General features: G+C 58.6%; 19 protein-coding genes. 14 read left to right on the top strand and 5 right to left on the bottom strand.

Annotation, left to right across the window (positions count from 1 at the left end; all coding sequences use genetic code 11):
- The first annotated feature begins 67 nt into the window (after nucleotides 1-67).
- Genes ESZ53_RS05835 through glf form a run of 3 tightly spaced genes read left to right on the top strand, consistent with a single transcriptional unit; the run spans nucleotide 68 to nucleotide 3,028 of the window.
- Nucleotides 68-1,018 carry a glycosyltransferase gene (locus tag ESZ53_RS05835; RefSeq protein WP_129071963.1) on the top strand — a complete coding sequence of 317 codons (951 nt, stop codon included), beginning with the start codon at nucleotides 68-70 and terminating at the stop codon, nucleotides 1,016-1,018.
- 2 nt (nucleotides 1,019-1,020) lie between these two features.
- Complete coding sequence (locus ESZ53_RS05830; protein ID WP_129071962.1) at nucleotides 1,021-1,860, top strand: glycosyltransferase; 840 nt, start codon at nucleotides 1,021-1,023, stop codon at nucleotides 1,858-1,860.
- Nucleotides 1,861-1,870: 10 nt separating this feature from the next.
- The gene (glf, locus tag ESZ53_RS05825; protein ID WP_129071961.1) at nucleotides 1,871-3,028 is read left to right on the top strand and encodes a UDP-galactopyranose mutase; all 1,158 of its coding nucleotides are present in this window, start codon (nucleotides 1,871-1,873) and stop codon (nucleotides 3,026-3,028) included.
- Nucleotides 3,029-3,090: 62 nt separating this feature from the next.
- Here glf and ESZ53_RS05820 read toward each other — a convergent pair whose 3' ends face one another.
- Together ESZ53_RS05820 and ESZ53_RS05815 are read right to left on the bottom strand one after the other, a co-directional pair.
- Nucleotides 3,091-3,318, bottom strand: coding sequence for a DUF6752 domain-containing protein (locus ESZ53_RS05820; RefSeq protein ID WP_129071960.1), 228 nt, complete (start codon nucleotides 3,316-3,318; stop codon nucleotides 3,091-3,093).
- Nucleotides 3,306-4,901, bottom strand: a complete 1,596-nt coding sequence (locus ESZ53_RS05815; protein ID WP_168187190.1) for a LicD family protein — start codon at nucleotides 4,899-4,901, stop codon at nucleotides 3,306-3,308. Before ESZ53_RS05815 ends, ESZ53_RS05820 begins: the two co-directional genes overlap by 13 nt.
- Nucleotides 4,902-5,140: 239 nt before the next feature.
- Between ESZ53_RS05815 and ESZ53_RS05810 the strand changes: the two genes are divergently transcribed.
- The 4 genes from ESZ53_RS05810 to ESZ53_RS05795 all read left to right on the top strand — a co-directional run bounded on the left by ESZ53_RS05810 (nucleotide 5,141) and on the right by ESZ53_RS05795 (nucleotide 9,813).
- Nucleotides 5,141-6,847: a CDP-glycerol glycerophosphotransferase family protein gene (locus tag ESZ53_RS05810; RefSeq protein ID WP_129071958.1), complete on the top strand. Its 1,707-nt coding sequence runs from the start codon at nucleotides 5,141-5,143 to the stop codon at nucleotides 6,845-6,847.
- Between the two features lie 112 nt (nucleotides 6,848-6,959).
- Nucleotides 6,960-7,646 carry a 2-C-methyl-D-erythritol 4-phosphate cytidylyltransferase gene (locus ESZ53_RS05805; protein WP_129071957.1) on the top strand — a complete coding sequence of 229 codons (687 nt, stop codon included), beginning with the start codon at nucleotides 6,960-6,962 and terminating at the stop codon, nucleotides 7,644-7,646.
- On the top strand, nucleotides 7,639-8,346 hold the full coding sequence (locus ESZ53_RS05800; protein ID WP_129071956.1) for an SDR family oxidoreductase: 708 nt from the start codon (nucleotides 7,639-7,641) through the stop codon (nucleotides 8,344-8,346). The genes ESZ53_RS05805 and ESZ53_RS05800 overlap by 8 nt, the downstream gene beginning before the upstream one ends.
- Before the next feature lie 69 nt (nucleotides 8,347-8,415).
- The gene (locus ESZ53_RS05795) at nucleotides 8,416-9,813 is read left to right on the top strand and encodes a bifunctional cytidylyltransferase/SDR family oxidoreductase (RefSeq protein WP_246837397.1); all 1,398 of its coding nucleotides are present in this window, start codon (nucleotides 8,416-8,418) and stop codon (nucleotides 9,811-9,813) included.
- Between the two features lie 86 nt (nucleotides 9,814-9,899).
- Here the strand turns inward: ESZ53_RS05795 and ESZ53_RS05790 are convergent, their stop codons facing one another.
- Entirely contained in the window at nucleotides 9,900-11,378 is a 1,479-nt protein-coding gene (locus ESZ53_RS05790) for a polysaccharide pyruvyl transferase family protein (RefSeq protein ID WP_129071955.1), read from the bottom strand.
- 278 nt (nucleotides 11,379-11,656) lie between these two features.
- Here ESZ53_RS05790 and ESZ53_RS05785 point away from each other — a divergent pair, with 278 nt between their 5' ends.
- The 4 genes from ESZ53_RS05785 to ESZ53_RS05770 all read left to right on the top strand — a co-directional run bounded on the left by ESZ53_RS05785 (nucleotide 11,657) and on the right by ESZ53_RS05770 (nucleotide 18,563).
- Nucleotides 11,657-14,860 (top strand): CDP-glycerol glycerophosphotransferase family protein, encoded by a 3,204-nt coding sequence (locus ESZ53_RS05785; RefSeq protein WP_129071954.1) that lies wholly within the window; start codon nucleotides 11,657-11,659, stop codon nucleotides 14,858-14,860.
- Nucleotides 14,861-14,982: 122 nt separating this feature from the next.
- Nucleotides 14,983-16,845 (top strand): glycosyltransferase, encoded by a 1,863-nt coding sequence (locus ESZ53_RS05780; protein WP_246837396.1) that lies wholly within the window; start codon nucleotides 14,983-14,985, stop codon nucleotides 16,843-16,845.
- A gap of 39 nt (nucleotides 16,846-16,884) precedes the next feature.
- Nucleotides 16,885-17,808, top strand: coding sequence for an ABC transporter permease (locus ESZ53_RS05775; RefSeq protein WP_129071953.1), 924 nt, complete (start codon nucleotides 16,885-16,887; stop codon nucleotides 17,806-17,808).
- Nucleotides 17,808-18,563 carry an ABC transporter ATP-binding protein gene (locus tag ESZ53_RS05770; protein WP_129071952.1) on the top strand — a complete coding sequence of 252 codons (756 nt, stop codon included), beginning with the start codon at nucleotides 17,808-17,810 and terminating at the stop codon, nucleotides 18,561-18,563. Before ESZ53_RS05775 ends, ESZ53_RS05770 begins: the two co-directional genes overlap by 1 nt.
- Nucleotides 18,564-18,650: 87 nt before the next feature.
- Here ESZ53_RS05770 and ESZ53_RS05765 read toward each other — a convergent pair whose 3' ends face one another.
- On the bottom strand, nucleotides 18,651-19,940 hold the full coding sequence (locus tag ESZ53_RS05765) for a nucleotide sugar dehydrogenase (RefSeq protein ID WP_129071951.1): 1,290 nt from the start codon (nucleotides 19,938-19,940) through the stop codon (nucleotides 18,651-18,653).
- Nucleotides 19,941-20,217: 277 nt separating this feature from the next.
- Between ESZ53_RS05765 and ESZ53_RS05760 the strand changes: the two genes are divergently transcribed.
- The 3 genes from ESZ53_RS05760 (at nucleotide 20,218) to ESZ53_RS05750 (ending at nucleotide 24,372) form a co-directional block, all read left to right on the top strand.
- Nucleotides 20,218-21,399, top strand: coding sequence for a glycosyltransferase family 4 protein (locus ESZ53_RS05760; RefSeq protein ID WP_129071950.1), 1,182 nt, complete (start codon nucleotides 20,218-20,220; stop codon nucleotides 21,397-21,399).
- 88 nt (nucleotides 21,400-21,487) lie between these two features.
- Nucleotides 21,488-23,281 carry an ABC transporter ATP-binding protein gene (locus ESZ53_RS05755; RefSeq protein WP_129071949.1) on the top strand — a complete coding sequence of 598 codons (1,794 nt, stop codon included), beginning with the start codon at nucleotides 21,488-21,490 and terminating at the stop codon, nucleotides 23,279-23,281.
- Entirely contained in the window at nucleotides 23,278-24,372 is a 1,095-nt protein-coding gene (locus tag ESZ53_RS05750) for a glycosyltransferase (RefSeq protein ID WP_129071948.1), read from the top strand. The genes ESZ53_RS05755 and ESZ53_RS05750 overlap by 4 nt, the downstream gene beginning before the upstream one ends.
- Nucleotides 24,373-24,402: 30 nt before the next feature.
- Here ESZ53_RS05750 and wecB read toward each other — a convergent pair whose 3' ends face one another.
- A complete protein-coding gene (wecB, locus tag ESZ53_RS05745; protein ID WP_129071947.1) occupies nucleotides 24,403-25,482 on the bottom strand; it encodes a non-hydrolyzing UDP-N-acetylglucosamine 2-epimerase in 1,080 nt (359 codons plus the stop codon).
- Between the last annotated feature and the right edge of the window lie 53 nt (nucleotides 25,483-25,535).

Below are 25,535 nucleotides of genomic sequence, written 5' to 3'. Positions count from 1 at the left end.
GAGCGCTTCGCTCGTCTAGGGTGAGTGTTGCCCTTCCCTTCGCGACAGTGAGATCGAGATACCGAAAATGCCGCAAGTTTCCCGTGTAGTCGCGGTGGTGGTGGCGTACAACCGGCGCGAACTGCTCATGGAGGCGTTGGCCGCCCTAGCCGCACAATCACGCACCTTGGATGCCATTGTTGTCGTCGACAACGCGTCAGATGACGGATCTGGTGATGCTGTCAGAGCATCCTTCCCTGCCGTTGATCTGGTCACTCTCGAACGCAATACCGGGGGAGCGGGCGGTTTCGCCGCCGGAATGGCGCACGCTCTTGAAGCACATGACCCCACGTGGCTCTGGCTCATGGATGACGACACGATTCCGACCCCGTCTGCCGCGGCCGAATTGGTTGCCGCTGTCGAGGCTCAGCCTGAAGTCACGATTGCTGGCTCTCGCGTGATCTGGACTGATGGCCAAGATCACCCCATGAACACTCCGCGCGAGAAGCCATTCGTGAGCGCGGCCGAAAAGTCGGCAGCGCAGGCGGCCTCAACGCTCGCCGTGCGTAGCTCATCGTTCGTGTCGATGTTTGTTTCTGCTGCAGCGGTGCGCCAATGGGGGCTTCCGGTAGCCGACTATTTCATCTGGAACGACGACTTCGAGTTTTCTACTCGACTCTTGCGCAGCAGCCGCGGCATTTTCGTGCCCGCCAGTGTTGTCGTGCACAAGACAAAGCTCCTCGGCTCCACCGACCTCGACCCCGGTGAGCGATTCTTCTTTGAAGTGCGCAACAAGGTGTGGCTGATGCGTTATTCGCGAGGCCTCAAGGCATGGGAGAAAGCGATGTACGGTGCTTCGAGCATCCGTCGCTGGATCCGCACGATTCGGCGCTCGCAGCAACGCCCGGTGCTCTGGGCAGGGTTGCGTCGCGGCCTCGCTGAGGGTGGGCGCACGCGCCCGGTGTCGAACACTGACTACTTCGCCGACCTGCCCGCAGTGGCTAATGCCGTTGCCCGCGTTGAAGCAGCACGGGAGTAGGCGTGGTCGATCACGAACGCGACTTCTCGTTGCTGTTGCCGATCTATTCGGGCGATCAGTCTGCCTTTTTAGAGCGCGCTTTTCGCAGTTGTCTCGATGATCAGACGCTGCAGCCCGCTGAGGTTGTAGTCGTGCAAGATGGTCCCATTTCTGCGGAGTTGAGCGCGACGATGATGCAGCTGATCGCATCGTCTCCGGTGCCAACGAAGTTGCTGGTTCTGGAGAAGAACCGCGGCTTGGCCCGAGCACTCGATGCCGGTCTCGCAGAGTGCTCCTTCGATGTGGTGGCCCGCATGGATGCTGATGATGTATCGCTGCCGACTCGATTTGAGAAACAGCGAGCGGCGATCGCCGGCGGCTTCGACCTGGTCGGTACCGCGATGTTCGAGTTCGCCGATGACGACGGCTCGGTAATCGGTAAGCGCATTCCGCCCCAGGGTCAAGAAGAAATCGCCCGGTACTCGCGCTTTCACGATCCGTTCAATCATCCGACGGTCATGTATCGCCGTTCCGCCGTGGCCGCTGCCGGTGGTTACATTGACGTCGGCCTCATGGAGGATTACTGGTTGTTCGCCCGCATGATTGATGCGGGCGCGCGCGTGGAGAATTTGCAAGAAGCCTTGCTGATGTATCGAGTCAGTGCGGGGGCGTATACACGCCGGGGCGGGCTCGGCCAGTTGAAGGCAGAGTTGCGCTTGCAGAGAGAGTTTAGAAAGCTGGGGTTCACCACCCCGTTGCAGAATGTTCGTAATGTGATTGTGCGCGGAGGTTACCGTCTGGTTCCTGTCGCGATTCGTCGTATCGCTTACCGTCGGTTTATAGCCCGCGGTTTCCACTCATAAAGGTTGTACTGTGACTCCTGATCTGCTCGTAGTTGGTTCTGGCTTCTTCGGCCTCACGATCGCCGAACGTGCCGCGAATGAGTTGGGCCTCAAGGTTCTTGTCATCGATCGCCGCTCGCACATTGGCGGTAACGCGTACAGCGAGGTCGAGCCGGAGACCGGCATCGAGGTGCACCGCTACGGGGCGCACCTCTTCCACACCTCGAACAAGCACGTGTGGGATTACGTGACTAAGTTCACGCAGTTCACCGACTACCAGCACCGGGTGTACACCAACCACGGTGGTGAGGTCTTTCCTCTCCCCATCAACTTGGGCACGATCAACCAGTTCTTCCGGGCAGCATTCGGGCCGGATGCTGCGCGCGCGCTGGTGGCAGAGCAAGCGTCTGAGCTGGGCGATGCCGAGCCGCAGAACTTGGAAGAAAAGGCCATCTCGCTGATTGGCCGTCCGCTGTACGAGGCGTTCATTCGCGACTACACCGCCAAGCAATGGCAGACGGCGCCGACCGACTTGCCGGCCGAAGTGATTAGCCGACTTCCTGTTCGTTACAGCTACGACAACCACTACTTCAACGACACCTACGAGGGTTTGCCTGTTGACGGCTACACCGCGTGGATCGAACGTATGGCCGATCACCCCAACATCGAGGTTCGTCTCGACACGGATTTCTTCGACGAGACTCAGCCCATCAACAAGAGTTCGATGGTCGGCCAGGTGCCGATTGTTTACACGGGACCGATCGATCGCTATTTCGACTTTGCCGAGGGCGAACTGTCGTGGCGCACGCTCGACTTCGAGCAGGAGGTGCTCGAGGTCGGAGACTTCCAGGGCACGCCCGTCATGAACTATGCGGATGCCGATGTGCCGTTCACGCGCATCCACGAGTTCCGTCATTTTCACCCCGAGCGCAACTACCAGTCAGAGAAGACCGTCATTATGCGGGAGTTCTCGCGGTTTGCCGAGCGCGAAGATGAGCCGTACTACCCGGTGAACACGGCAGAGGATCGCGATCGCCTCTTGGAGTACCGCAAGCACGCGGATGCCGAGGCCGGAGTGTTCTTCGGCGGCCGTCTGGGTACCTACCAGTACCTCGATATGCACATGGCGATTGCGTCGGCGCTGAGCATGTTCGAGAACAAGCTGCGCCCGGTGTTGCCACAGGCTTAGCGGCAGGGTGGCGACTGCGCTGCTGGGCTGGGCGGCGGCGGGGGAGTGCCGGCCGCTGGCCGTTAGATCTTTTCGCGCAGGCGTTCAAATACGAGGTCGTAGAGCTCGGCTACCCGCACACTGTCGCTGCGAAGCTCGTCGATTTCTTGACGAAGCTCGGCGATTTCCTTTTCGTAGTTGACGATCCGGCTGGCGAGGCCCGCGTCTTCACTGGAGTGCACGAGCACCTTGATGGTGTTCGCGGTGCGCGGCGCGAGCTTGTTGAGGATGCGTCCAATTAGGCGTTCCATGATGCTGCCTCCGGTTCAGTGTGGCTGGGATGCGATCGTCGGATGACGACAGTTGCAGTTCGCCGGCGACCGTGAGCGGTGCGCCGTGTTGCGGTGTGAAGAAGTTCTGCGGTGAGCCCGTGCGGCGCGATTTCAGAGTGCAACCAGTCGAGCGGGTAGTGCCACGTGAGCGGATTGTCTCCACGAAAGTGGGTTACCGAGTAGTTGGTGTCGAAGGTGGCGATCGCGAGGCTGTCGGGGTTCATCACAAGTTTGAGGAACAAGAAGTAGTTCGCTCGTCCCTCCTTGGTAAGCCCGGCGAGCACATTGGTGGCGTTGAAATGCCAGCTCGTACCTTGGGTCACAAGCTCGGCGCCGAACGTCAGTAGGTCTCGGCGGTCGTAAATATTGAGATAGCGGAAGTCGACCGCGTGGGAATCCTTCGTCTCTGTTTCGGCACGTGCGTGCGCGCGCGACAACGCTTTATAGCTGTAGTCAAAGCCGATGACGTGGTGCCCAGCGTTGGAGATCGTGATGGCGTCTGCACCATCGCCTGTGCCCACGTCGACCACGGCAGAGCCGGGAGGAAGGGTGGCCAACACGGTGTCGAGTTCGCGGCGGTGGGAGCGAGCATCCGCGGCAGCTGAAGTGGAACCAGCGGTATGGCGCGATTCCCAAAACACGCGATTGGTGTTCTGCGAGCCGAACCAGTTCTCGAACCGTCGGCGAGTGTTCATGGGCGTGACAAACGCGAATGAGGGGTTCGGGATGCTCCACGCTGGTCCGTAACAAATCTCAAGCCAGGCTTCGGGGTTGGCGGGCCCCGGCATGCTGATGCCCGCGAACTCGATCGGCACCAGAGGAAGAAGTGACTCAATGGGCAGATTTCCGCGCACATGGATCGGCTGGCAGAACTCGTCGGCGCTGCGATAGAACGCGGTGAAGATATCGACGTAGTGGTCGATGCTGCCGTTCTCGGTGAAGTAGGTGAGTTGAAGGTGCGCGGTTGAGTGGCGCACGACGTCGTAGCCCAGCTCTTCTAGCTCTCGTTGCATCCGATAGCTGGCGAGCGAGATGTCGGCAGGGTCGCTGTGATCGAGCAGTACGCCGAGGTCGGTGTCGTCGTCGTGGGGAAGGATGTCGCCGTCACGCACTGCGCCCAAAAGCGTGCCGCCGGTGATGTAGGCCGTGTAGCCAAGCTCTGCGAGGTGGTCGAGAATTTCGTGGGTGTGCGCGATGAGGCGTTCACGAAACGAGGTATCGACGCCAGCGACGCTGACGCCCAGACGTCCCCACTTGTTAATGCTGAGCAGACGGCCTTCGGCGTCGCGCACGGAGACGGGTTTCGAACTGAGACCGAACCGCACGGCACCGCTCGCGAGAATCTCGCCGCTGCCAGAGTCCGCCACCTCGAGCTTGGTGGTACCGCTGAGGTAGGGCCGCAATGCGGGGGGCCAATCCAGGGCAATCTTATGGATGTCGGCGGTTGCGACAAGCTCGGTCGACCAGACGCGGTGACCATCAAAACGAATGTCTACGGCCTGCCCGCTGCCCTGAGCCTCGAACCGCAACTTTCTGCGCGATGCGGTGAGTGGAGTGGTCACAGACTTCCGAATCATTGGTGGCGAGCGCGCTCGCCGCGAGGCTTAAAAGGGGAACGTTGAGTGAACGTTCGGTACCTTTAGCGTATCGGATGCCCACCACTCAGCAGCAATAGCGGGCGGGGAGCGGATGTGAGCCATTCAGGGCCACTCAGAGCGCAACATGTTAAGGTGCTATTCGCCTGCATTCTTTGTGCAGCAGTCTCTCTGGTTCACACCACATCACTAAGAAAATCTAAGAAATGAAACTATTCTCCCGCTCGTCTTCGAATGATCGAGGATCATTTGCGAAGCGATTTGAGCAGGCGAATGGTCTCGAACTCGTCGCGAATGCGCTCGCTTCCTTCAGCGTTGTGTCGCTGCTGCTGGGTATCGAGCTGTGGTTGGCGCTCGCGGCCGCCGGCATCGCCTTTGCAGTTATCGTAGGTTTCGGATTGCCCGCGCTGCGCAAAGGCAAAGGATGGCGCCAATACGTAGGGCGCTTCGTGCTGTCTCGTGTGTTGATCCTGATTGCTATCGGCTACGCCTATGTGCGCACGAGTGATGAATTACTCGTGTGGGTATCCGTAGGCATCTTGAGTTTCTTGATCGGTACCGAGGTCAATTGCGCCAAAGTAGCCGCCGGCGCCATCCCCTATGGTGTAAATCTTCCTGGCGTCTCTGTACGCAACTACCCGCTCTTTAGAGTGAACTTCATCTTTCTGGTGAACGTCATCGCGATGTTCATTCTCGCGGCATTGGCATGGTCCGGAGTGAACCCGTGGATCGGAATTGCGGTCACCCTCGTCGCTGCCGTGCCGACGAGCATTTCTCTCTTGGATGGCATTCTTCGCGTGCGAAGCCGCCGAATCGCGGAACGCCAATTGCCTTCTGCTCTCGCAGCAGTCGCCCCGACGTTCGCGGTGCACTGGGACGCGCCGGCGAAGACCGACTACCAACTCGCGATGTGGCTGCCCTACCTTGAGCGGTTGAATAAGCCATTCATCGTCGTGGTCCGCAATCGAGCGTCGTTCATCGCGGCTTCCAAGCTCACGACGGCGCCAGTGCTGCTACGAAGCGTCGTCGCGGATATGGATGGCGTGATCGCATCCACTCTCAAAGCTGTGTTCTATGTCAATTCAAATGCACGTAACGTGCACATGGCGCGCTACACCCACCTCACTCACATTCAGCTCCTTCACGGTGAGAGCGATAAAGCTCCAAGCTTCAACCCGGTCCTCCGCATGTTCGATAAGAACTTTGTGGCGGGCCAAGCGGCTATCGATCGCTTTGCCCGTGCCGGTATCGAGACGGCTCCGGGGTGGTTCTCGATCGTGGGGCGGCCGCAGGTTGAGAACATCGCCGTTGCGGGTGAGGCCACCGATCGCAGCGGGCACAAGACCGTGATGTACGCCCCCACTTGGGCTGGCTATTTTGCCGACTCGAACTATTCGTCGTTGCCGATCGGTGTCGCGGTAGTTCAAGCTCTTCTTCAACGCGGAGCTCGCGTGGTGTTCCGCTCCCACCCGTACACAGCGGTCAACGCGTCGCACGCGGCGGAAGCAGAACGCATCGTGGAACTGCTTGCTGCCGATCGAGCCGCGTCAGGACGCGAACATTTATGGGGCCCCGCTGCCGAAAAAGACCTATCGACGACGGAATGTTTCAATATCTCCGACGCTCTGATCTCAGATGTCTCGAGTATCGTGCCTGACTTCCTTTACTCCGAGAAGCCATTCGCTATCGCGGCCATCGCTGCCTCAGAGGACTTCGTCGAGGAGTTCCCTTTAGCTAAGGCTTCCTACTTGCTTGCGCGCGATGGCTCCAACATCGAACAAGTGCTCGATGAGTTGCTTGTAAATGACTCGTTGCTCGACGAACGTCGCAATTGGAAGAAGTACTACTTAGGCGATTTTGCGCCCGAGGGCTACGTCGACGTGTTCCTTAACGAGGCCGGCAAATACGTGTAAAGATGCTCGCGTTTGCTTCGCTTTTTCCGTCTGTTCACCGTCCGTTCACGTTAGACTCATCCGCAGGCTCGCCGTCGCGGGTGCTGTCGTGGGGTTAGAGGAGTTATTCCGTATGTACAGTCTCATTCTCCTTAATGGAGGTGTTGGAGCGCGGCTTGGGGCCGATTCGCCCAAGCAGTTCCTTAAGGTTCACGGTATGCCTGTCTTGGTCTATTCGTTGGTTGCGGCCAACGAGGTGCCAGAGATCGACCAGGTCGTTCTCAACTACCCCAGTGGCTGGCTCGACGAGGTCAAAGCCATCGTGCGCGACTACGCGATCACCACGACGGTGACCTATGTAGAAGCTGGTTCCTCTCGCCATAACTCGGTCGCCCGCATGGTTGATGCCTGCACCAACGATCGTGTTCTCGTTCACGAGTCCGCTCGCCCCATGGTGACAGTCGCTGATTTCGCCGAGCTCATCGCAGCGCCGTACGACAACTGCAGCTTTATGTCGCCGATCTCATTCACGGTGGCGCCGGTTGACCCGGTGACCAAGCGAGTCACGGGTTACCTCGAGCGCGACGGCCTGCGCAACGTGCAGTTGCCGCAAAAGTTCTTGCGCGCAGACTTGAAGGCCAGCCACGACTTCGCTGTAGAGCGTGCGGCTGAATACACGGAAGACGCAACGCTCGTTGCGGCGGCCGGTCATGACGTTTACTTCATCGATGGCGATGAGAGCAATCTCAAGGTCACAGGGCCCGTCGATGTCCAGATTGCGAATGTGTTGTTGCGGAGTAGGCAGGATGCTGATGAATAAGACGGTTCTGATCACGGGAGCGTCTAAGGGCATTGGCCTTGCAACGGCGCGCGAGTTCTTGACGAACGAGCCCACGGTCTCAGACATCATTATGTTGGCTCGCGAGAGCGATCACTTTGTTGAAAACGTAAAGTGGCTCGAGACGTTAAACGACCGTGGCGTAAGAATCCACACGTACAACGTGGACTTGGGGGATCGCCAGCAGATTATCGCAGCGATGGCAGAGATCAACGCGGCGCACCCGAAGGTCGACATTCTCGTCAATAACGCGGGCTATACCAACCCGGTTGCGTTCCAGCAGGTCGAGTTCGAAGACTTCGAGAAGACGATCATGGTGAACGTCTACGCACCATTCACGGTTATTCAAGAACTCCTTCATCACGGCAACAAGTTCGATGCGATTGTAAACATCGCGTCGACGGCGGGCATCACTGGCCGTGCCGGGTGGCTAACCTATTCGGCGTCCAAGGCGGCGGTCATCAACATGAGTGACGTGCTGCGCGAGGAGCTTGCCATCTATGGAACCCGCGTTGTGTCGTTGTCTCCTGGTCGTTGTGCCACAGATTTGCGCAAGACGCTCGCTCCGGATGAAGATCCATCGACGATCATGCAGCCCGAACACGTGGCTTCGATTGTTCGAACGATGGTTTCGGGTGTCGGGCAATACCTCGACAGCGCGAACTTGGTAGTCCGCCAGTAAAGGTTTGAGATGTTGTACAAACCCTGACTGCCGTCAGGGTTTGTGGCGTGCACGGGTGGAGGGTGTGTTGTGAAGACTGAATCAGAATTGCGTACGGTCATGGTTATTTTGGCCGGTGGCATCGGTGTGCGGGCAGGTTTGGGAATGCCTAAACAACTGGCTCGCATCGCGGGAAAGACAATCCTTCAACACACTCTCGAGGCCGTGCACAGCTCGCCCGAGATCGACGAGATCATCATCATGATGGAACCCGATCACCTCGAAGCGGTCGAAACTATCCGTGAGTCGGGCCAGTTTCCTAAGCTGACTCGTGTTCTGGCCGGCGGCGCTACTCGCAACGACACGTCGCGGAAAGCGATCGAGGCCCTCGGCGACGACGAGGTGAAGGTGCTCTTCCACGATGCGGTGCGCCCGTTCGTGAGTCACCGCATCTTGAAGGATTGTGTGGAGGCGCTTGACACCTATAAAGCAGTCGACGTAGCTATTCCGTCTGCAGACACGATCATTAAGGTTGCCGGGAGCGGTCGTAAGATTCGTAAGATTCCGCCGCGCGACCGCCTTCGCCGAGGCCAGACTCCTCAGGGCTTTCTGCTGTCGACGATCCGCGAGGCCTATGACCGTGCGGTTCTCGATCCGGAGTTTGCTGCCAGCGATGACTGCTCTGTGGTGTTGAAGTATTCGCCAAAGGTGCCCATCGCGGTCGTGCTCGGTGAAGAAGAGAACATGAAGGTCACGGCCGGCATCGATATCTTCATTGCCGATAAGTTGTTTCAGCTGCGTTCCGCTGATCACAGTTCTTTGGATGCTGCTGAGCGCGAAGAGCAGTTGTCAGGCAAGACCATGGTCGTGTTTGGCGGTAGCGCCGGTATTGGGCGTGGAATCGTCGAGGCGGCGGAGAGCTTCGGCGTCAATGTTGTGTCCTTGAGTCGCTCCACGACCGGCACGGCAGTAGAAGATCGCGAATCGGTAGCCGCAGCTCTCGCGGCAGCGCAGGCTGAATCCGGCCGCATCGACTACGTGGTGAACACCGCTGGTGTTCTCGAGTTGGGCAGCCTCGAGCAATTCTCTCCGGAACAGGTTCGCAATATCCTTGACGTCAACCTGCTTGGCCCGGTGATCATCGCGCAGGAGTCCCTGAAATACCTACGTGAGACCAGCGGACAGCTCCTGTTCTTCACTTCGAGCTCTTACACCCGAGGTCGTGCCAATTACGGCATGTATTCCGCGACAAAGGCAGCGACAGTCAACTTGACTCAGTCGCTGTCAGAGGAGTGGACCGACTACGGAGTACGGGTCAACTGCATCAACCCGGAACGAACGAAAACACAAATGCGCCTTGATGCGTTCGGCGAAGAACCAGAGGGTTCGCTGCTCGAGCCCATGCAGGTCGCAAACGCTTCAATCGATGTGCTTCTGGGCGACCTCACTGGCCAAGTAATCAACGTGCGGCGTCACGGGAGCGTATAGCGGATTAACGGCTTGTCGCCATTTCGCGTTGCTCTCGATAGTTCCTAGCGTCACACATGGTGTTGGACGCTAGGAACTATCGATATCTAGCGCCGACGGACTCGACGTAGGAGAGAGCGGAAACGTGTCTTAATTCCCGCTAACAGGCGGCGCTCGAACGGCTCAGCAAGATAAGCCATCCGGTCCTCCACGCGTGCTATCGCAAGTTGCACACCCTTGACTTGTGCAGGAAGGTCGGTAGGTTCCTTCGCCGGAAGCATTTTCGTGGGGTCAATCGGAGGCACATAACCTCCAAAACGCCGGCCCGCCTCGCTACCGGGCCCTTGGCGCAACCACCGCAGGCGGGAGAGAAGATCAGTGACGCCATCCTCGCCGTAGGCAGTTCCTACCGGCGCCGGAAAACTCACCTTCGAGATTTTTGCATCGTACTCGGGATTGCTCTTACCGTCTTGGTGAATGTTTTCGATCCCGTTTCGGTTCAAAAAATCCACGTAATTTCGAAAATTCTCAGGTACGGCGGCATTGAAATCTGCAAAATCAACATCGTCGTATACGCGCCGGATGTCAAGATCTTGAGGTAATTCCGGCATCGTGAGGTGTGGAATTTTGTGATGCTGCGCGAGTTCGAGTGTCCTCGAGTCCCAGGCGAAGACTACAGCTGGAGTGCCGCCCAAAAGTGAGACCACGTTTCCGTGGATACGAGATCCGAAGGTGAAATCTCTTTCGCCGAGGTAGGCCGCCCAAGTAGACGGGTCTAAAAAGAACCGAACTCTGTCTTCTCGGTAAAGAGGGTGATCGGGATGGGTCGGGATCGCGCCGCGAACGTTGTCAGCAGCACCCCAAACCATTTGTTCAAGTTCTTTGTTGCTCTGAGGAACGAATACAAGGTTCGGGTACAGTTCCGCATGCCGGCGAACGAATTCGTCAGCTCCCGCAATTGCCATCGGGGTGTTGAATGCGAGCAGCGATTCGGCAGAGATCCGCTCTACCTTCTTGCTTATATGCAAGTTTGGCCCAGCGTCATAGAGAGACGGGCAGCCAATGACGTCGATGGAATCGGCAGGCAGGCCGATCCCGGTAAGGTATTTTTTCGTCATGTCACCGCGCACGCCAATCGACGCGGACTTGTCGAGCACGGCCTTGACGAAATCACGACTCGCGTCGTTGACAGTTTCGATCTCCCCGAAAGGGTTGCCTGTCACATCGAGTTGCGACCCTGCGCCAACTACGGTCACGGGAATATCCAACCGCTCGATGAGGCGGGTGAGTCGCCGCAACGGTCCAACGAACTCAGGGCGGAAGGCATTCGCGAGGGGAACGACAAACGATTCGAACTCATTATTGATTCGGTCGACGTACTCGTCCGTGGGATTCGTCCGCTCTGACAGAAGCGAGTCTGAGACGGCTTCCACGCCGGGTACCGAGATCGCACGCGTAACTGCGTTACTAAAAACCAGATTTCCGACGTTTGTGCCGAAAACCGCAAAGCGCGATGAGGCGAGTGACGCTTCCGGGCCCAAAGCGACGTTCGGGCTTTTTCCGCTTCGAATAAGAATTTTGCGCACTAGATTTCCCCGAACTTTCGCGACGTATGAATCCTCACGACAATACCGGAGATTTGTAAGTCAATAGGGGAGGTGCATCGACCGCTCACGACCCGCCGGGCTCCTTTCATTTGGAGGCGGGGTTGTCGGTGTTATCATGAGGGAACTGAGTTTTAGTTGCAAGAGTGGTCGGCCCAATCGGGGAGCGTCGCACTGCAATAAGCAGAAAACCAGTCACCTAATCAACCGCTCGATCTGGCCGTAACCGCCCAGATCGAGCCGATTGCGAGCGAGATCTTTTGTCTGAAAATTCGCGCCCACTTTGGGTATTTAACTCCGCGAACACGTTCGCTGGGAACCCGAAGTGGTTATTCCTTCATGTCGCGAAGTTCCGGCAAGACATCGATGCGCATTGGCTTTGTGACTCGATGGCTACAGTCCGAAAAATACGTAAGTTAGGGTTCAGCGCGTCGACTTTCGAGTCAGCCGCGGGCCAGCGCGCTCAACACCGGGCATCGGTCTTCGTCGTCGATCAGGTGAAGGAGCGGATTCCAGCCCTCCTCGAGGACGCGTTGCTTCTGAACCTTTGGCACGGTGTAGGCGTGAAGGCCATCGAGCGCGCGAAAGGTGTCGGGTACGCGAACTGGCGCATCGCCATGAAGTACATTCGCAACAACCAGCACTTTCGTAACCAGCAGCTCTTTCTCGTCTCTTCGCCGCTTATGGAAGAGCATTTTCGGGAGCACGTAAGTCTCCCAGAGAGCGACGTTATCCGCGCTGGCTACCCTCAGAATGTCTACAGGACCGCTCATGGGGCTTTTTCGAGCTACGACCACAATGTCCGCTACCGCAAAGGTTTAACGCCGGACGCTCGAATCGCGGTTTACAGCCCCACTTGGCGGCCAGGGCAGAGCGTCGGCTTCCTGCGGGAAGCTTTTCCCGACGTGGGAGCATTGATCGAGGTTCTGGAAAAAGAGAACACTCTTCTCATCGTTAAAATGCACCCCCGCTTGTCCGAGGACCCTGACTTCGTTCGGATGAAATCTCACTACGCTTCGTGCAAAAATTTGCTGTTTTGGGATAACGCAGACGACATCTATGAGATGTTTGGGGACATCGATTTAGCCATCGTTGACTACTCATCGATCCTCTACGACATGCTCGCCGCTGGCGTCACGCGGGTCATCCGCTACGTTTTCGATGCAGAGCGATTCGAAGAAAGTATCCGACCGGATTTCTCCTATGACGAGCTGTCGTGTGGGGTGAAAGCTACATCGTTCGAAGATCTGTTGGCAGCGCTTCAGACAGACCCTGTGGTCGATGCGGATGAGCGTCAAAAGCTCATCAGCCTGTTCTGGGACTATTCGACCCCGGATTCTCTGGAGCGGATAGTGGATGCTGCACTAAGCTTTGTGCCGCGGAACGTTGAGCTTCCGACCCTCTATTCGTTCGATATCTTCGACACCGTAATTCACCGTCGTGGAGTTCAGCCGAATAGCGTTTTCCATCTCCTGCGCCAGAAAATGCGCAGCTCGGACTTGCCATTCCCGCAAGCTCTCACCAACAGATTTCCTGTGATTCGTATGGAGGCTGAAACGTCAGCCCGAATCCACTATCGCCGTCAGGAAGCGAGACACGTAACCGGTGAACTCGAAATTCAGCTTTCCGACGTTTACGAGCGAATCGCAGGGTTGTATGGGCTGAGCCCTGACCTCGTAGAAGTGCTGAGCGGTTGGGAAGTTGAAGCAGAAATCGAGAGCTGTATTCCCGACGTAGCCACGGTCGAAGAGATACGGCAGCTGTTAGCCGATGGGCAGGAGGTCGTCTTGATTAGCGATATGTATCTCCCCAAGGGCGTAATAACAGAAATGCTGGCGAAGGCAGACCCGATGCTGGCAAGCCTCCCGTTGTATTTGTCGAGCGACCAGAAGGTGCAGAAGTCGACTGGCAACCTCTACTTGCGAGTGTACGAAGATCTGAAGTATGACTACAAAGAGTGGATTCACACCGGAGACAACCCGCACGCCGATATCAAGGTAGCCGAGCGTCTCGGTATCACTACGCGGGCTCGCGAAACGCCGCGCCTTTCAGGGTACGAAGCCGCCGCCGCTCGATTCGGCGAGAGTTACGACATGTACTTGGTCGCGTCTATGATGCACGAGGTCGCGACCGACCCCAACATCGCTGATGTGGAGCGGTTCGCGTATTCCTATGTTGCTCCCTATCTGGTGCCTTACGTCGACTGGCTAGTTTCGGACGCCTTAGAGAGGGGGATCGAGTGCCTTTACTTCATCTCGCGCGACGGGCATCACCTGAAGCGTATTTGTGACGTCCTAATTGAAACGCGAGGGCTGAGCCTAAAGACTCGGTATATCTACGGTTCACGCACTGCTTGGCGTCTTGCTTCGCAAATTGACGAGTTGGATGATGACACATTCCGGGTGCATGGTAGCTTCAGCGGGGTCACTACGCCGCAGGCATTGTTCGATGTTGCGCGCATGGATCGCGAAACGTTCTTGAGTTTCTTTCCTGAGTTCAGCGAGATGCTCGAAGAGTCGATGCTGACCGCCGAAGTCATGGCAGAGATCCGCAACACGCTGGAACTTTCCGAGAGTTTTCGACGCCATCTTCTTGCACGCGGTGCGGAGGATCGCGAGTTGGCAACTCGCTATCTTGCTCAAGAGATTGACCCCACCGAGAATTTCGCTTTCGTCGAGTACTGGGGGCGAGGCTATACGCAAGACTGCCTTGCGCGCTTGCTCACAGCCACATTTGGTCGAGAAATCGAGACGAAAATGTACTACGCGAGAAGCATCAACCCCAGCGCAGGGCTGTCTACTCGATACAACTTCACGGCCGCCAATTTCAATTTTCTAGCGATCGAGGCGATTTTTGCCAACCTTCCCTTTGGCACCGTTGAAGGCTACGCCGAGGATGGGGATCGAATCGTGCCAATCGCAAAAGCGCGGGACAATGATGTTCGTTTGCACGACGCGCTTGATGTGCAACTCGTCGAGTTTGCACGCAAATATGGCAGTCAGGATTTCTTCGATCGTCCCTTAGCAAACCAAGATCTGTTCCGATTCGGTTTCTTCTACTACCGCACGCGTCCTACAGACCCGATGTTCGTAAAATATCTGGCGCCGTTGAAAGACGCTGTAGGTTTGGGCAGCGAGGAAATAGAATTTGCGCCCGCTTTCACCTTAAAATCTGTCGTCCCTATTCTCAAGGGGAAAGCGATCGAGGATATGACGAGATCAAAAGAACTCTCGTTGGCCCGCACTTCTCCCGTCCTAAAAACCGCTCGTGACGGCGCGCGCAAGTTTGTTCCAAAGAGCCTTAGACACCTCTTGATAAGAGTGGCGCGATCATTGGTCAAGTTCTTCGCAGCTATCGCTAAAACTTCAAAAAGGCTTGTTCCCATGGATTTTGCGAAGGACTCACCCGCTGTTGCAGGTCTTGACCGAGATCCACGAGTCGCGGGGTCTGGTTCGATCACGTAGTCCATCTGTAGTGTTCATTGGCGATACGGGGGAGTCTCGCGCCGAGAGTTCACGTAAAGTTCGTGTTCTTCTGACGTGAAAATGGGGCTGATGAGGGCGGGGCAGGGCACACTAGAAGCACAATGACTTCGAGTTCTCTGCCTACAACAATTCAACATGCGGTCTTTCCCGAGAAGCACGTTGACGAATTAGTCGCGCTCTATGTGGATGCCGCAGATCGCGACACGGTGTCGATCACCGGTCGGCACTCTGTAACGGTCAGCGCCGGCAGTGCCGTCTCGCTCGCTACCTACTTCAATGCGTTCCCTGCCAGCTACTGGCAGCGCTGGACAACCGTGCAGCATGTCACGGCCAGACTGGCCCTAAGTGGACGGGGCACCGTCTCCGTCATGCGTTCGGATCACACCGGGGCAATCCACACGGTCGATCAGAGCGCGGTCGATGGCAGCGAGACTCTTGACTTTCGGCTGCCGCTGGCGTCGTTCGTCGAGGGCGGCTGGTATTGGATCGACCTCGCAGCAGACAGCGAACTGCAGCTGCTGAGCCTGAACTGGACGGTCGATGAAGCGCCTGTCACGACGGGCAAGGTGTCGCTCGGCATCACGACATTCAACAAGCCCGACTACTGCGTCGCGACTCTCGAAGTGCTCGCGGGTAGCCCGGAGATTCTTCCGGAAATCGACAAGATCTTTGTCATCGATCAGGGCAATAAGAACGTCGCGAGGCAAGAGGGATACACCGAAGTGGCGGCGGCCTTGGCAGACCAGCTGCAGATCATCCGCCAACCGAACTTGGGCGGATCGGGCGGATTCTCGCGCGGCATGATGGAAACCCTCGACAGTCCCGATTCCTCTTTCGTGATGTTGCTCGATGACGACGTCGAACTCGAGCCTGAGAGCATCTTCCGCGCAGCGTGGTTCGCTCGATTCTGCGTGAGCCCCACTATCGTGGGCGGCCACATGCTCGATCTCGGCAAACGGTCGGTGCTGCACGCCTTCGCCGAAGTCGTCGACCGAGACACCTTCATGTGGGGGCCGGCTGATCGCGCCCACGAACGCCACGACTTCGCTGCCCAGTCGCTGCGAGCAACTCCCTGGCTGCACAGCAGACAGGATGGCGACTACAACGGATGGTGGATGTGCCTCATCCCCACCTCGGTTGTTCGCGAGATTGGGCTGTCACTGCCGGTGTTCATCAAGTGGGACGACGCGGAGTATGGATTGCGGGCGCAAGAAGCCGGTTTTCCCACCGTGTCACTACCCGGTGCGGCGCTCTGGCACATTTCCTGGGGCGACAAAGATGACACCGTCGACTGGCAATCCTATTTTCATGCGCGAAACCGACTCGTTGTTGCGTTGCTGCACTCCACGGCGCAATCGCCTTCGCGGTTGCTGGGCGAGTTCAGAAAGATCGACATCAAGCACCTGATCTCCTTCCAGTACTACCCCGCAACTCTGAGAAATCAAGCGTTCCGCGACGTGCTCAACGGGCCAGAAGCGCTGCACGAGCTCATGCCGACAAAGTTGCAGCAGCTTCGAGCACAGGCGAGCGATTTCGCCGAGATGCAGCATTACCCCGCGGCAACGATTCCTTCTAGCCGCGACGGTCGACAGACTTATGGCGAAGATGCGCCGCCGCCCTTGGGCGCTGCTGCATTAGGGCTCTTCACTGCGCGAGCGCTACTGCGCCACTGGTTTACCGACGTTCCCGCCGACCTTCGGCGCCAACCGCAGGCTGAACTCGCCAAGCGTGAGGCAACCTGGTGGAGGGTTCCGCTGCTCGACAGCGTGCTGATCGATACCGCCGATGGCAAAGCAGCCTCGTGGTACCGGCGCGACCGCTCCACCTTCCGCCGTTTGTTCAAAGAGAGCATCTCGCTCAATCGGCAACTAGGGCGGGAGTGGAAGACTCTGCAAAAGCAGTACCGCGATCACGCCGCAGCCCTCACATCAGTAGAGGCGTGGACGGAAACAGTGAAGCGTTGAGTGCCGCAGCGTAAGCCGCACTAGGATTGTGACGTTGTAATGGCGCGAGCCCCCGCTCGTGTGCCAGGGAAACCCGCGAAAGAGAGCAACAGCTTGTCCGCTACCGGAGATATCGACCTGACGGGGTACACCACTCCAGGTCGTGGCAGAGGGCTCCTCGACGTGTTCCGGCGCAGCTACCTGCTGCGCCTGTTGGTGCGTAAGGGCGTTTCGACGCGGTACCGCAACTCAGCGTTCGGCTGGGGCTGGTCGTACGTTAAGCCGCTGAGCCAGTACATGATCTATTTCTTTGTCATGGGCATTGTGCTTGGTCGCTCTCGTGGCATCGATAACTTCGCGGTGTATTTGCTCGCCGGGATCATCGTTATCAACCTCTTCAACGAGGCGTTCACTAATGCCACGACGTCAGTGGTCGACAATAAAGCGCTCGTCAAGAAGATCTATTTGCCGCGGGAGCTCTTTCCCGTCGCGGCCGTGATCGTCGCGTTCATCCACTTCTTGCCGCAGGTCGTCGTTCTTTTGATCGCGACCATTCTCACGGGTTGGCAACCCGGCATCCTTGAGATCGCGGCAGTGCTACTGGGCGCTCTGATCGTCATCACGTTCTCCACCGGTCTTGGCCTCATTTTTGGCGCGGTCAACGTGTCGTACCGTGACGCTCAAAACCTCGTCGAGATCATCCGAATCTTTGCTACCTGGGCGTCGCCCGTTCTTTACGGTTACGACAGCATCGCTGCTGTACTGCCGGGCTGGCTTTACGAAATCTATATGCTCAACCCGCTGACGTCTGCGGTAGAACTGTTCCACTACGGATTCTGGTTCTCCTCCACCGGTGGAGCGCTCCCGACGCCGCCTGACCTTGTGCGCAACTCACTCCTCGCTCTGCTTCTGGCAGTGATCGTAACCGTGATCGGTCAGATGGTGTTCCGCAAGTTCGAACGACGATTTGCGCAGGATCTCTAATGACACAGCCACTCACCACGACCGACAATCGCCCCAGCATCATCGTTGACGGCGTCAAGAAGACTTTCCTGCTTCGTCACACGCACTCGTTCAAAGAAGCGTTCATCGCGTGGACGCAAAAAAAGAAGATCTCATCGTCGTTCGATGCGCTCAAAGACATCAGCTTCACCGTGCAGCCTGGCGAGTCCGTCGCTATTCTCGGCTACAACGGCTCGGGAAAGTCCACGCTTCTTAAACTCATCTCTGGAGTGCTGGAGCCTGACGCTGGCCGCGTACGCACGCTGGGTCGAGTCGCCGGGCTTATCGAAGTTGGGGCGGGATTCCATCCCGATCTTTCGGGTCGAGAAAACGTGTACCTCAACGCTGCCATTCTCGGTATGAGCAAGAAAGAGATCGACGCTCAGTTCGACAACATCGTTGCGTTCTCTGAGATCGAAGAGTTCATCGATAGCGAAGTGAAGCACTACTCCTCAGGAATGTTCTTGCGGCTTGCGTTCTCGGTTGCGATTCACGTGCAACTCGACGTATTGCTTGTCGACGAGATTCTGGGCGTCGGTGACGCTCCGTTCCGCGAAAAGTGCCGCAAGAAGATTCGCGAACTCGTTGACGAAGGCAAGACAATGGTCGTCGTTAGCCACGACACCAAGACGGTTCGCGAGCTCTGTGACCGCGGCATCGTAGTGAAGAAGGGCAAGAAGATTTTCGACGGCCCTGTTAATGAAGCGGTCGACGTGCTCAAGGCATCCACTCGCTAGATTTTCTGCTGAGCGCGGCAGCACGCTGCTGTTCGTTGCAGCATGTACACAGCGCCGCCCGCGAAAGCAGGCGGCGCTGGTGTCGTCTTAGGCCGTACCGATGACCCGATACGTGGCATTCGGCCACTGCGCGGCAGAACTCACGCGGCGACCATCGATAAAGGTGCGGATGCCGGGCAGCTGTTCCTCGGTCAGAGTGCGGTACTCGGCGTGGTCGGCCTGCACTACGACGGCATCGACAGACTCGCCCCAATGGAACGGCGCAAAGCCGAGTGCACCAAGTTCGTCGTCGGTGTAGAGCGGGTCTTGCACGCTTACGACGGCTCCACGGGCTTCGAGAGCGGCGACAGTCGGGAATACGCCCGAGAACGCCGTCTCTTTCACACCGCCGCGGTAGGCGGCACCCAGTACCGCGACGCTCTGGCCAGTGAGGTCTCCATGGGCGCCCTCGAGCATCCCGACCGCATATTCGGGCATGCCTGCGTTCGCCTCGCGAGCGGCACGGACGACGGTAGCGTCGGGGTCGTTCCACAGGTACAGGCGCGGGTAGACGGGAATGCAGTGCCCACCCACCGCGATACCCGGCTGGTGGATATGGCTGAACGGCTGCGAGTTCGTCGCCTCGATTACCTGGTAAATGTCGATGCCGGTTTTGTCTGCAAAGCGAGCGAACTGGTTAGCGAGACCGATGTTGACGTCGCGGTAGGTGGTCTCGGCCAGTTTGGCGAGCTCGGAGGCTTCAGCCGATCCGAGATCCCAGACGCCGTTGGGGCGCACGAGGTCGGGGCGGTCGTCAAAGTCGAGAACAGCGTTGTAGAAGTCGGTGGCGCGAGCGGCGCCTTCGGCGGAGAGCCCACCGATGAGCTTCGGGTACTTGCGAAGGTCCTCAAAAACTCGACCCGTCAGCACGCGTTCGGGCGAGAACACCAGATGGAAGTCTTTGCCCTCGGTCAGGCCAGAGACCTCTTCAAGCAGCGGCTTCCAGCGTGTACGGGTGGTGCCCACCGGCAGGGTGGTCTCGTAGGAGACCAGCGTGCCGGGGGTGAGGTGTTCGCCGAGCGAGCGGGTCGCGACATCCATCCACCCGAAGTCGGGGTTGGCATCGTTATCAACGAAGAGGGGCACAACGAGTACCACGGCATCGGCGCCGGGGATAGCGTCGGCGTAGTCGGTGGTTGCGCGCAGCTTGCCGGCCGGCACAAGTTCGCTCAGGTGTTCCTGCAGGTGAGCTTCCCCCGGAAACGGCTCGATGCCCTTATTGATGAGATCAACGAAGCTGGCATTGATATCGACGCCAACGACTTCGTGGCCCTTCGAGGCGAATTGAACGGCCAAAGGGAGGCCAATTTTACCGAGGGCAACTACCGCAATTTTCACGAAACCGAGTCCTTAGAGTTGTGTGACGCAACGCTTACGCGCGGTCAAGTCTAAAGCGCAATGGTGCTAGATGCTGGTGGTTATCCCGCCGTCCATATTCGCGTTCACTCAGCGTTCACGCAGTGTCTTACCCTGTGCCCGTCGGCGCGGCAGTTCAGCAGCGATGAGACGGTATTCTCGGGGGAGCGCAATTCGGCGCGCACCCTCCATGAAAGGTCTCCCATGATGCTCGTGCAGCAGCAGGAAACCTCTGTCGTCGAGGGTGCGTAAGGGCGTTATGCGCATAGCGATTGCGAGCCGAATCTTCGAGCCGGAGCCCAGCGCGGCGTCGTTTCGCCTCTCCGTTCTTGCCGAGGCTTTTGCGGATGCCGAACACGAGGTGACGGTGCTCACCGTCGTGCCGCCGCCCGCACTGCGCGGCACCGAGAACGATCACTCTCGGCCGTACCGCGTCAAGCGCAACCGCGTACTTCGCGATGCGACGGGATACGTGCGTGGTTATCTGCAGTACATGAGTTTCGATATCCCGCTCTTCTTTCGAATCTTGTTCGGTGCCAAGAGAGACCTCATCGTCGTCGAACCACCGCCGACGACCGGGTTCTTCGTGCGAATCGCTGCTGCTCTGCGGCGCACTCCGTACGCGTATTACGCCGCTGATATCTGGTCAGACGCGAGTGAGTCGACTGGTGCCCCTGGCCTTGTCGTGAGGGTCGTGCGTGCCATGGAACGTTCGGCCATGCACGGGGCGTGCGGGGTGCTCTCCGTCAACGAGGGAGTGAGCGCGCGTATTCGTGAAATTGCTCCTCGCGCCGTCATCCATACCGTGGGCAACGGCATTAACACGTCAATCTTCTCGGCGGACGGGCCCGTACACGACGGCGGAAAGTACGCCATCTATCCCGGCACAGCGTCGGAGTGGCAGGGGGCTGCGGTGTTCATCGATGCGCTCGCACGCGTACTGCCTGACCATCCCGAGGCCAAGCTGGTCTTCCTCGGCCAAGGCAGTGACTGGGATACCTTGCGTGCCCGAGCCGCACTGCTACCGGATGGCGTCGTCACCTTTGTTGCCACAGTACCGCCGGCCGAGGCGGCAGCCTGGCTCCGCGGCGCCGTCGTGAGCCTCGCATCGATCAGACCGGATGCCGGCTATAGCTTTGCCTTTCCCACCAAGGTTTTCGCTTCGTGGGCTACCGGAACTCCCGTCATTTTCGCCGGCCCCGGGCCCGTGCGGCAATTCATCACCCGGCGAGCGGGTGAAGCAGCACTCGGTGTCGGATGCGACTATGCGGTAGAGCCCATCGAATCCGCACTGCGTGACGCTTTTGGGGTGGAGCCGAGCGCCGAAGCTCGTCAGCTCACTGCCGAGTGGGCTGCGCAGAATGTGAGCCTCGCCGCTGTGGCGGAGCGTGCAGTGCAGGCGCTGACAAAGACGAATCGACGAGGGGAGCATGGATCGTGAATGCTCAACAGAAGGCAGAACCTGTGCAACGCTGGCACTCTCAAGAACAGAGCGGCGAACTTCGTGAAGCGCGGCTAGGGAGCAACTCGTGAAAGACATTTGGACAACGCTGGGCCGGCTCTTTACCGTGCTGCCGGGTGGGGCGAAGCGTTTTTATATTCGTTACTCGGTAATCACGAGTTTGCTGTCGATACTCGACGTTCTCGCGCTCGGATTGATCACCGCGATCATCACTCCGCTGGCAACCGGCACCCCGGCACAATTGCCCGTTATCGGGACGATCGGCGACGAACAGGTTCTCTGGCTCATCGTTGTTGTGTGTGCGCTCTTCATTACTAAGAGCGGTCTCGCTCTGCTGCTCCATTGGCGCGCTACTCGCCGATTCGCCACGTACGAACTCGAAGTCGGCAACCGACTCTTCAAGTCCTACACACAGTCAAGTTGGGAAGCACGGTCGACGTTGTCGACCGCCGAAATCACGCGCATCGTCGACAGCTCGATGGCCAACACAAACCTTGGTTTCATCCTGCCTCTGTCCCAACTGCCCAATAACGCCTTCACCTTCGTTTCGATGCTGGTGGTTCTGGTCGTCGTACAGCCACTGACCGCTCTCATCGCGCTGCTCTATCTCGGCCTTGTCGCGCTCGTAATGATTCTCGTGGTGACGACCAAGGCGCGGCAGGCCGGTCGCGTGAACCGTCAGTATGCATATAAAGCAGCCAGCGTGATGACGGAGATGGTTGACGCGATCAAAGAGGTGACGCTACGCAACAAGCTCGATGAGGCGGGAGAGGTCGTGTCGAGTTACCGCAAGGTGGCGACCAAGGCTCGAGCAAATATGTCGTTCCTCGGCATAGTTCCCCGGTACTCGCTTGAGGCCGCTCTCATCGGTGGCTTCCTGCTGATCGGTGGTGCCGGGTACCTCATCGGAGGAATCGGTGCGGCCACAGTCTCGGTATCGCTCTTCGCTGCTACCGGGTTCCGCATGATTCCCGCGTTGAACAATGTGCAGGCCAGCTTCACGAATGCTTCGGCAAACATCGTGTACGCCCGAGATGTCATCCGCGAGCTCACTCGAGCCCAGAACGACACTCACATCGCAGTGTCGGAGCGGATCGAGAAGCCGTTCCCCGAGTCGGCGACAGCGCTTGAGCTGCGGGATGTGGTGTACCGCTACCCGGGATCCGAAGAAGACGTGCTCAAGGGAATTTCGGTCACCGTTCCGTTCGGTAAGAGCCTGGGAGTTGTCGGTCCTTCGGGAGCCGGCAAATCGACCCTCATCGACCTGATCCTCGGGCTGAGCACTCCGACCTCCGGATCAATCTCCGTCGGCGAAACCCCTGTCGACGAAGTAGTGAAACAGTGGCGCAGCCGCGTCGGTTATGTGCCCCAACGGGTGTCTCTCTTCAACGGTTCGATCGCGCAAAACGTCGCGCTCACGTGGACCGGCGATTTTGACGAGGAACGAGTCATCGAGGCGCTGAGACGTGCCCAGCTCAGTGAACTTGTCGAAGAGCGTGGAATCTTCGAACCGATTGGAGAGCGCGGCGCTTCGATTTCAGGAGGCCAGCAGCAACGCCTCGGCATCGCACGAGCCCTGTACTCCGACCCGCTGGTGTTGGTGTTCGACGAAGCGACGAGCGCCCTGGACAATCGCACCGAAAGCCTCATTACGAAGGCGATGAACGAGCTATCGGGCAGCGTCACGTTCGTGACGATTGCGCACCGCTTATCGACGGTGCGCAACTACGACAGCCTGTGTTACCTCGACCGCGGCCGGGTGTTAGGCCAGGGGAGCTTTGACGAACTTGCGGCCGCCGTGCCCGACTTCGCGCATCAAGCCCAGCTCGCGGGGTTGCACGATGGTGAGCCGCTGCGATGAGCCAGCGACCAGTGATGATCTATCACGTGCCGTTCCCGCTGAATCCGGCGGCGACGAGTGCGAGTGGTATTCGCCCCGTCAGAATGCGACGGGCCTTCGAAGCGAATGGTTATGAGGTTTTCGAGGTCTCGGGGCGTCATCCCGAGCGGCGTGAGCAGATGCGCGCACTTCGTAAGCGGATCTCTTCGGGGCTGAAGGTTGAGTTCGTCTATTCGGAGGCCTCGACGACTCCGACGGGCCTCGGCGAAAAGATCACCCCGGCGACGAGCCTCACGAGAGACGTCGCGTTCTTGCGGTTCTGCAGAAAAGCCGGTGTGCCCGTTGGCTTGTTCTATCGCGATATTTACTGGCAGTTCGAGGAGTACGCCGAACGCGTGGGGCAGCCGTACACGGCGATACTGCGATGGCGCTATCGCGCTGATCTGCGTGGCTACCGCCAGGGTGTCGACAAGATTTACCTCCCTTCGATGCGCATGGCCGCATATCTGCCGATTGAGAATCAACCACAGGCACTGGCTCTCCCTCCGGGCGCCGAACGCTTCGACTCTCCGTCGCCGAGCACCGGGATCTCCCTCTTCTACGTAGGCGGAACCGGTGGCTACTACCGAATGCAAGAGACCGTTCGCGGCGTCGGCATGAGCCCCGGTGCTCGGCTCACCATTTGCACCCGAGAGGGGGAATGGGCCGAATCCGCGCCGCTCTACGCTGACGTTCTCAATGATTCGACGACAGTCGTATACAAATCGGGTTCAGAGCTCGAAGGACTCTATGCGGATGCTCACATTGGCGTTCTCCTGATGGAACCGCTGGAGTACCGCGAATTCGCCGCGCCCATGAAGCTCTACGAGTACCTCGGCCACGGCAAACCGATCGTTGCGACTCAGGGCAGCCTCGCCGGTGACTTCGTCGAAGAAAACGGTATCGGATGGGCCATCTCCTACGGAGCCGAACCTCTAGCAGAGCTGTTGTCGCGGCTTCAGGCGCACCCCGAAGAGCTGGCGGCAGCTCAGCAGCGCGCGCGTGAAGTGCGCCAGCAGCACACGTGGGAAGCGCGGGCGCGTCAAGTAGCAACGGACCTCACCGAGAGGTAGTTGCCGCTCGGCGACATCCAGCGCACCGAACTAAGACGCCCGCGGTGCGATTCCGTCGATGATGGCTTGGACGGCGCGCGTCGCGGCGTCGCCGTCGCCATAAGGGGCGGCTTCCGTAGCGTCGGGAGCAGGCCGCGTAAGTGCCGCGGTGATCTCATCAGTGGAATTGGCGAGCACGTTCCAGCCGAGCTCGATCGTTTCGACCCATTCGGTTTCGTGACGAACCGTGGTGCACGGTACGCGAAGGAGGAACGCTTCTTTTTGAAGCCCGCCTGAGTCGGTTACAACTCCGGCGCTGTCGAGCACCGCGGCGATAAGTTCGGGGTAAGAAAGTGGGTCGCGAGAGATAAGCGCGCCTTCATCCAGCGAAATGCCGTGCTCTTCGGCCTTCGCTCGAACGCGCGGGTGCGCGAGCAGCACGACGGGCTTGTCTGCCGCGCCGAGTGCTGCCACTACCTCGCGAAGACGCTCAGGGTCGTTCGTATTCTCAGCGCGATGGATCGTCGCGACGTAGTAGCCGTTCGGCGCGTCAATATCGGCCAGCGGGTTCTGCGTGCCGCCGGCAAGCACGCTGTCGCGCACTTGAAAAAGCACATCGGTCATGACATCTCCGACGAGCACAGCGGTGCTCGTGAGACCCTCGGTCGCGAGGTGCTTCATCGCAACTTCGGTCGGGGCGAGGCAGAGATCTGCGGCATGGTCGGTGAGCACACGGTTGTGTTCTTCGGGCATCGACCGGTTGAACGAGCGCAGACCGGCTTCGAGGTGAGCCACGGGAAAATGAAGTTTCACCGCGCTCACGGCGGCAGCCAACGTCGAGTTGGTGTCTCCGTAGACGAGAACGCAATCGGGCTGGAAGCGTTCAAGAACTTCGTCCATTTGCGCGAGAATCGCACCGGTTTGTACTCCGTGCGATCCCGAGCCGACTCCAAGATGCGCATCCGGAGTAGGAATTCTCAGATCGCGAAAGAACACGTCGGAGAGCATCGGATCGTAGTGCTGGCCCGTGTGCACGATGACGTGCTCGTGGCCGGCTGCGGTGATCGCGTGAGCGATGGGGGCAAGTTTGACGAATTGCGGGCGTGCGCCCACTACGCTCATGATCTTCACGCGAATCATTCTACGGTCCGCGGCCCGATTTCGCCCACGCCCAGCGCCCTGGC

The organism is Salinibacterium sp. UTAS2018, from assembly GCF_004118935.1.
Classification (GTDB): domain Bacteria; phylum Actinomycetota; class Actinomycetes; order Actinomycetales; family Microbacteriaceae; genus Rhodoglobus.
Note: the sequence above shows the minus strand (reverse complement) of the source record. Positions and strands in the feature narration are given on the sequence as shown.

What these genes read in the sequence shown, in the direction of transcription:
- ESZ53_RS05770 (WP_129071952.1), top strand. Translation starts at nt 17,808, where the DNA reads ATGACACAGCCACTCACCACGACCGACAATCGCCCCAGCATCATCGTT.
- ESZ53_RS05800 (WP_129071956.1), top strand. Translation starts at nt 7,639, where the DNA reads ATGAATAAGACGGTTCTGATCACGGGAGCGTCTAAGGGCATTGGCCTT.
- ESZ53_RS05835 (WP_129071963.1), top strand. Translation starts at nt 68, where the DNA reads ATGCCGCAAGTTTCCCGTGTAGTCGCGGTGGTGGTGGCGTACAACCGG.
- ESZ53_RS05775 (WP_129071953.1), top strand. Translation starts at nt 16,885, where the DNA reads ATGGCGCGAGCCCCCGCTCGTGTGCCAGGGAAACCCGCGAAAGAGAGC.
- ESZ53_RS05750 (WP_129071948.1), top strand. Translation starts at nt 23,278, where the DNA reads ATGAGCCAGCGACCAGTGATGATCTATCACGTGCCGTTCCCGCTGAAT.
- ESZ53_RS05805 (WP_129071957.1), top strand. Translation starts at nt 6,960, where the DNA reads ATGTACAGTCTCATTCTCCTTAATGGAGGTGTTGGAGCGCGGCTTGGG.
- ESZ53_RS05780 (WP_246837396.1), top strand. Translation starts at nt 14,983, where the DNA reads ATGACTTCGAGTTCTCTGCCTACAACAATTCAACATGCGGTCTTTCCC.
- ESZ53_RS05760 (WP_129071950.1), top strand. Translation starts at nt 20,218, where the DNA reads ATGCGCATAGCGATTGCGAGCCGAATCTTCGAGCCGGAGCCCAGCGCG.
- ESZ53_RS05810 (WP_129071958.1), top strand. Translation starts at nt 5,141, where the DNA reads ATGAAACTATTCTCCCGCTCGTCTTCGAATGATCGAGGATCATTTGCG.
- ESZ53_RS05820 (WP_129071960.1), bottom strand. Translation starts at nt 3,318, where the DNA reads ATGGAACGCCTAATTGGACGCATCCTCAACAAGCTCGCGCCGCGCACC.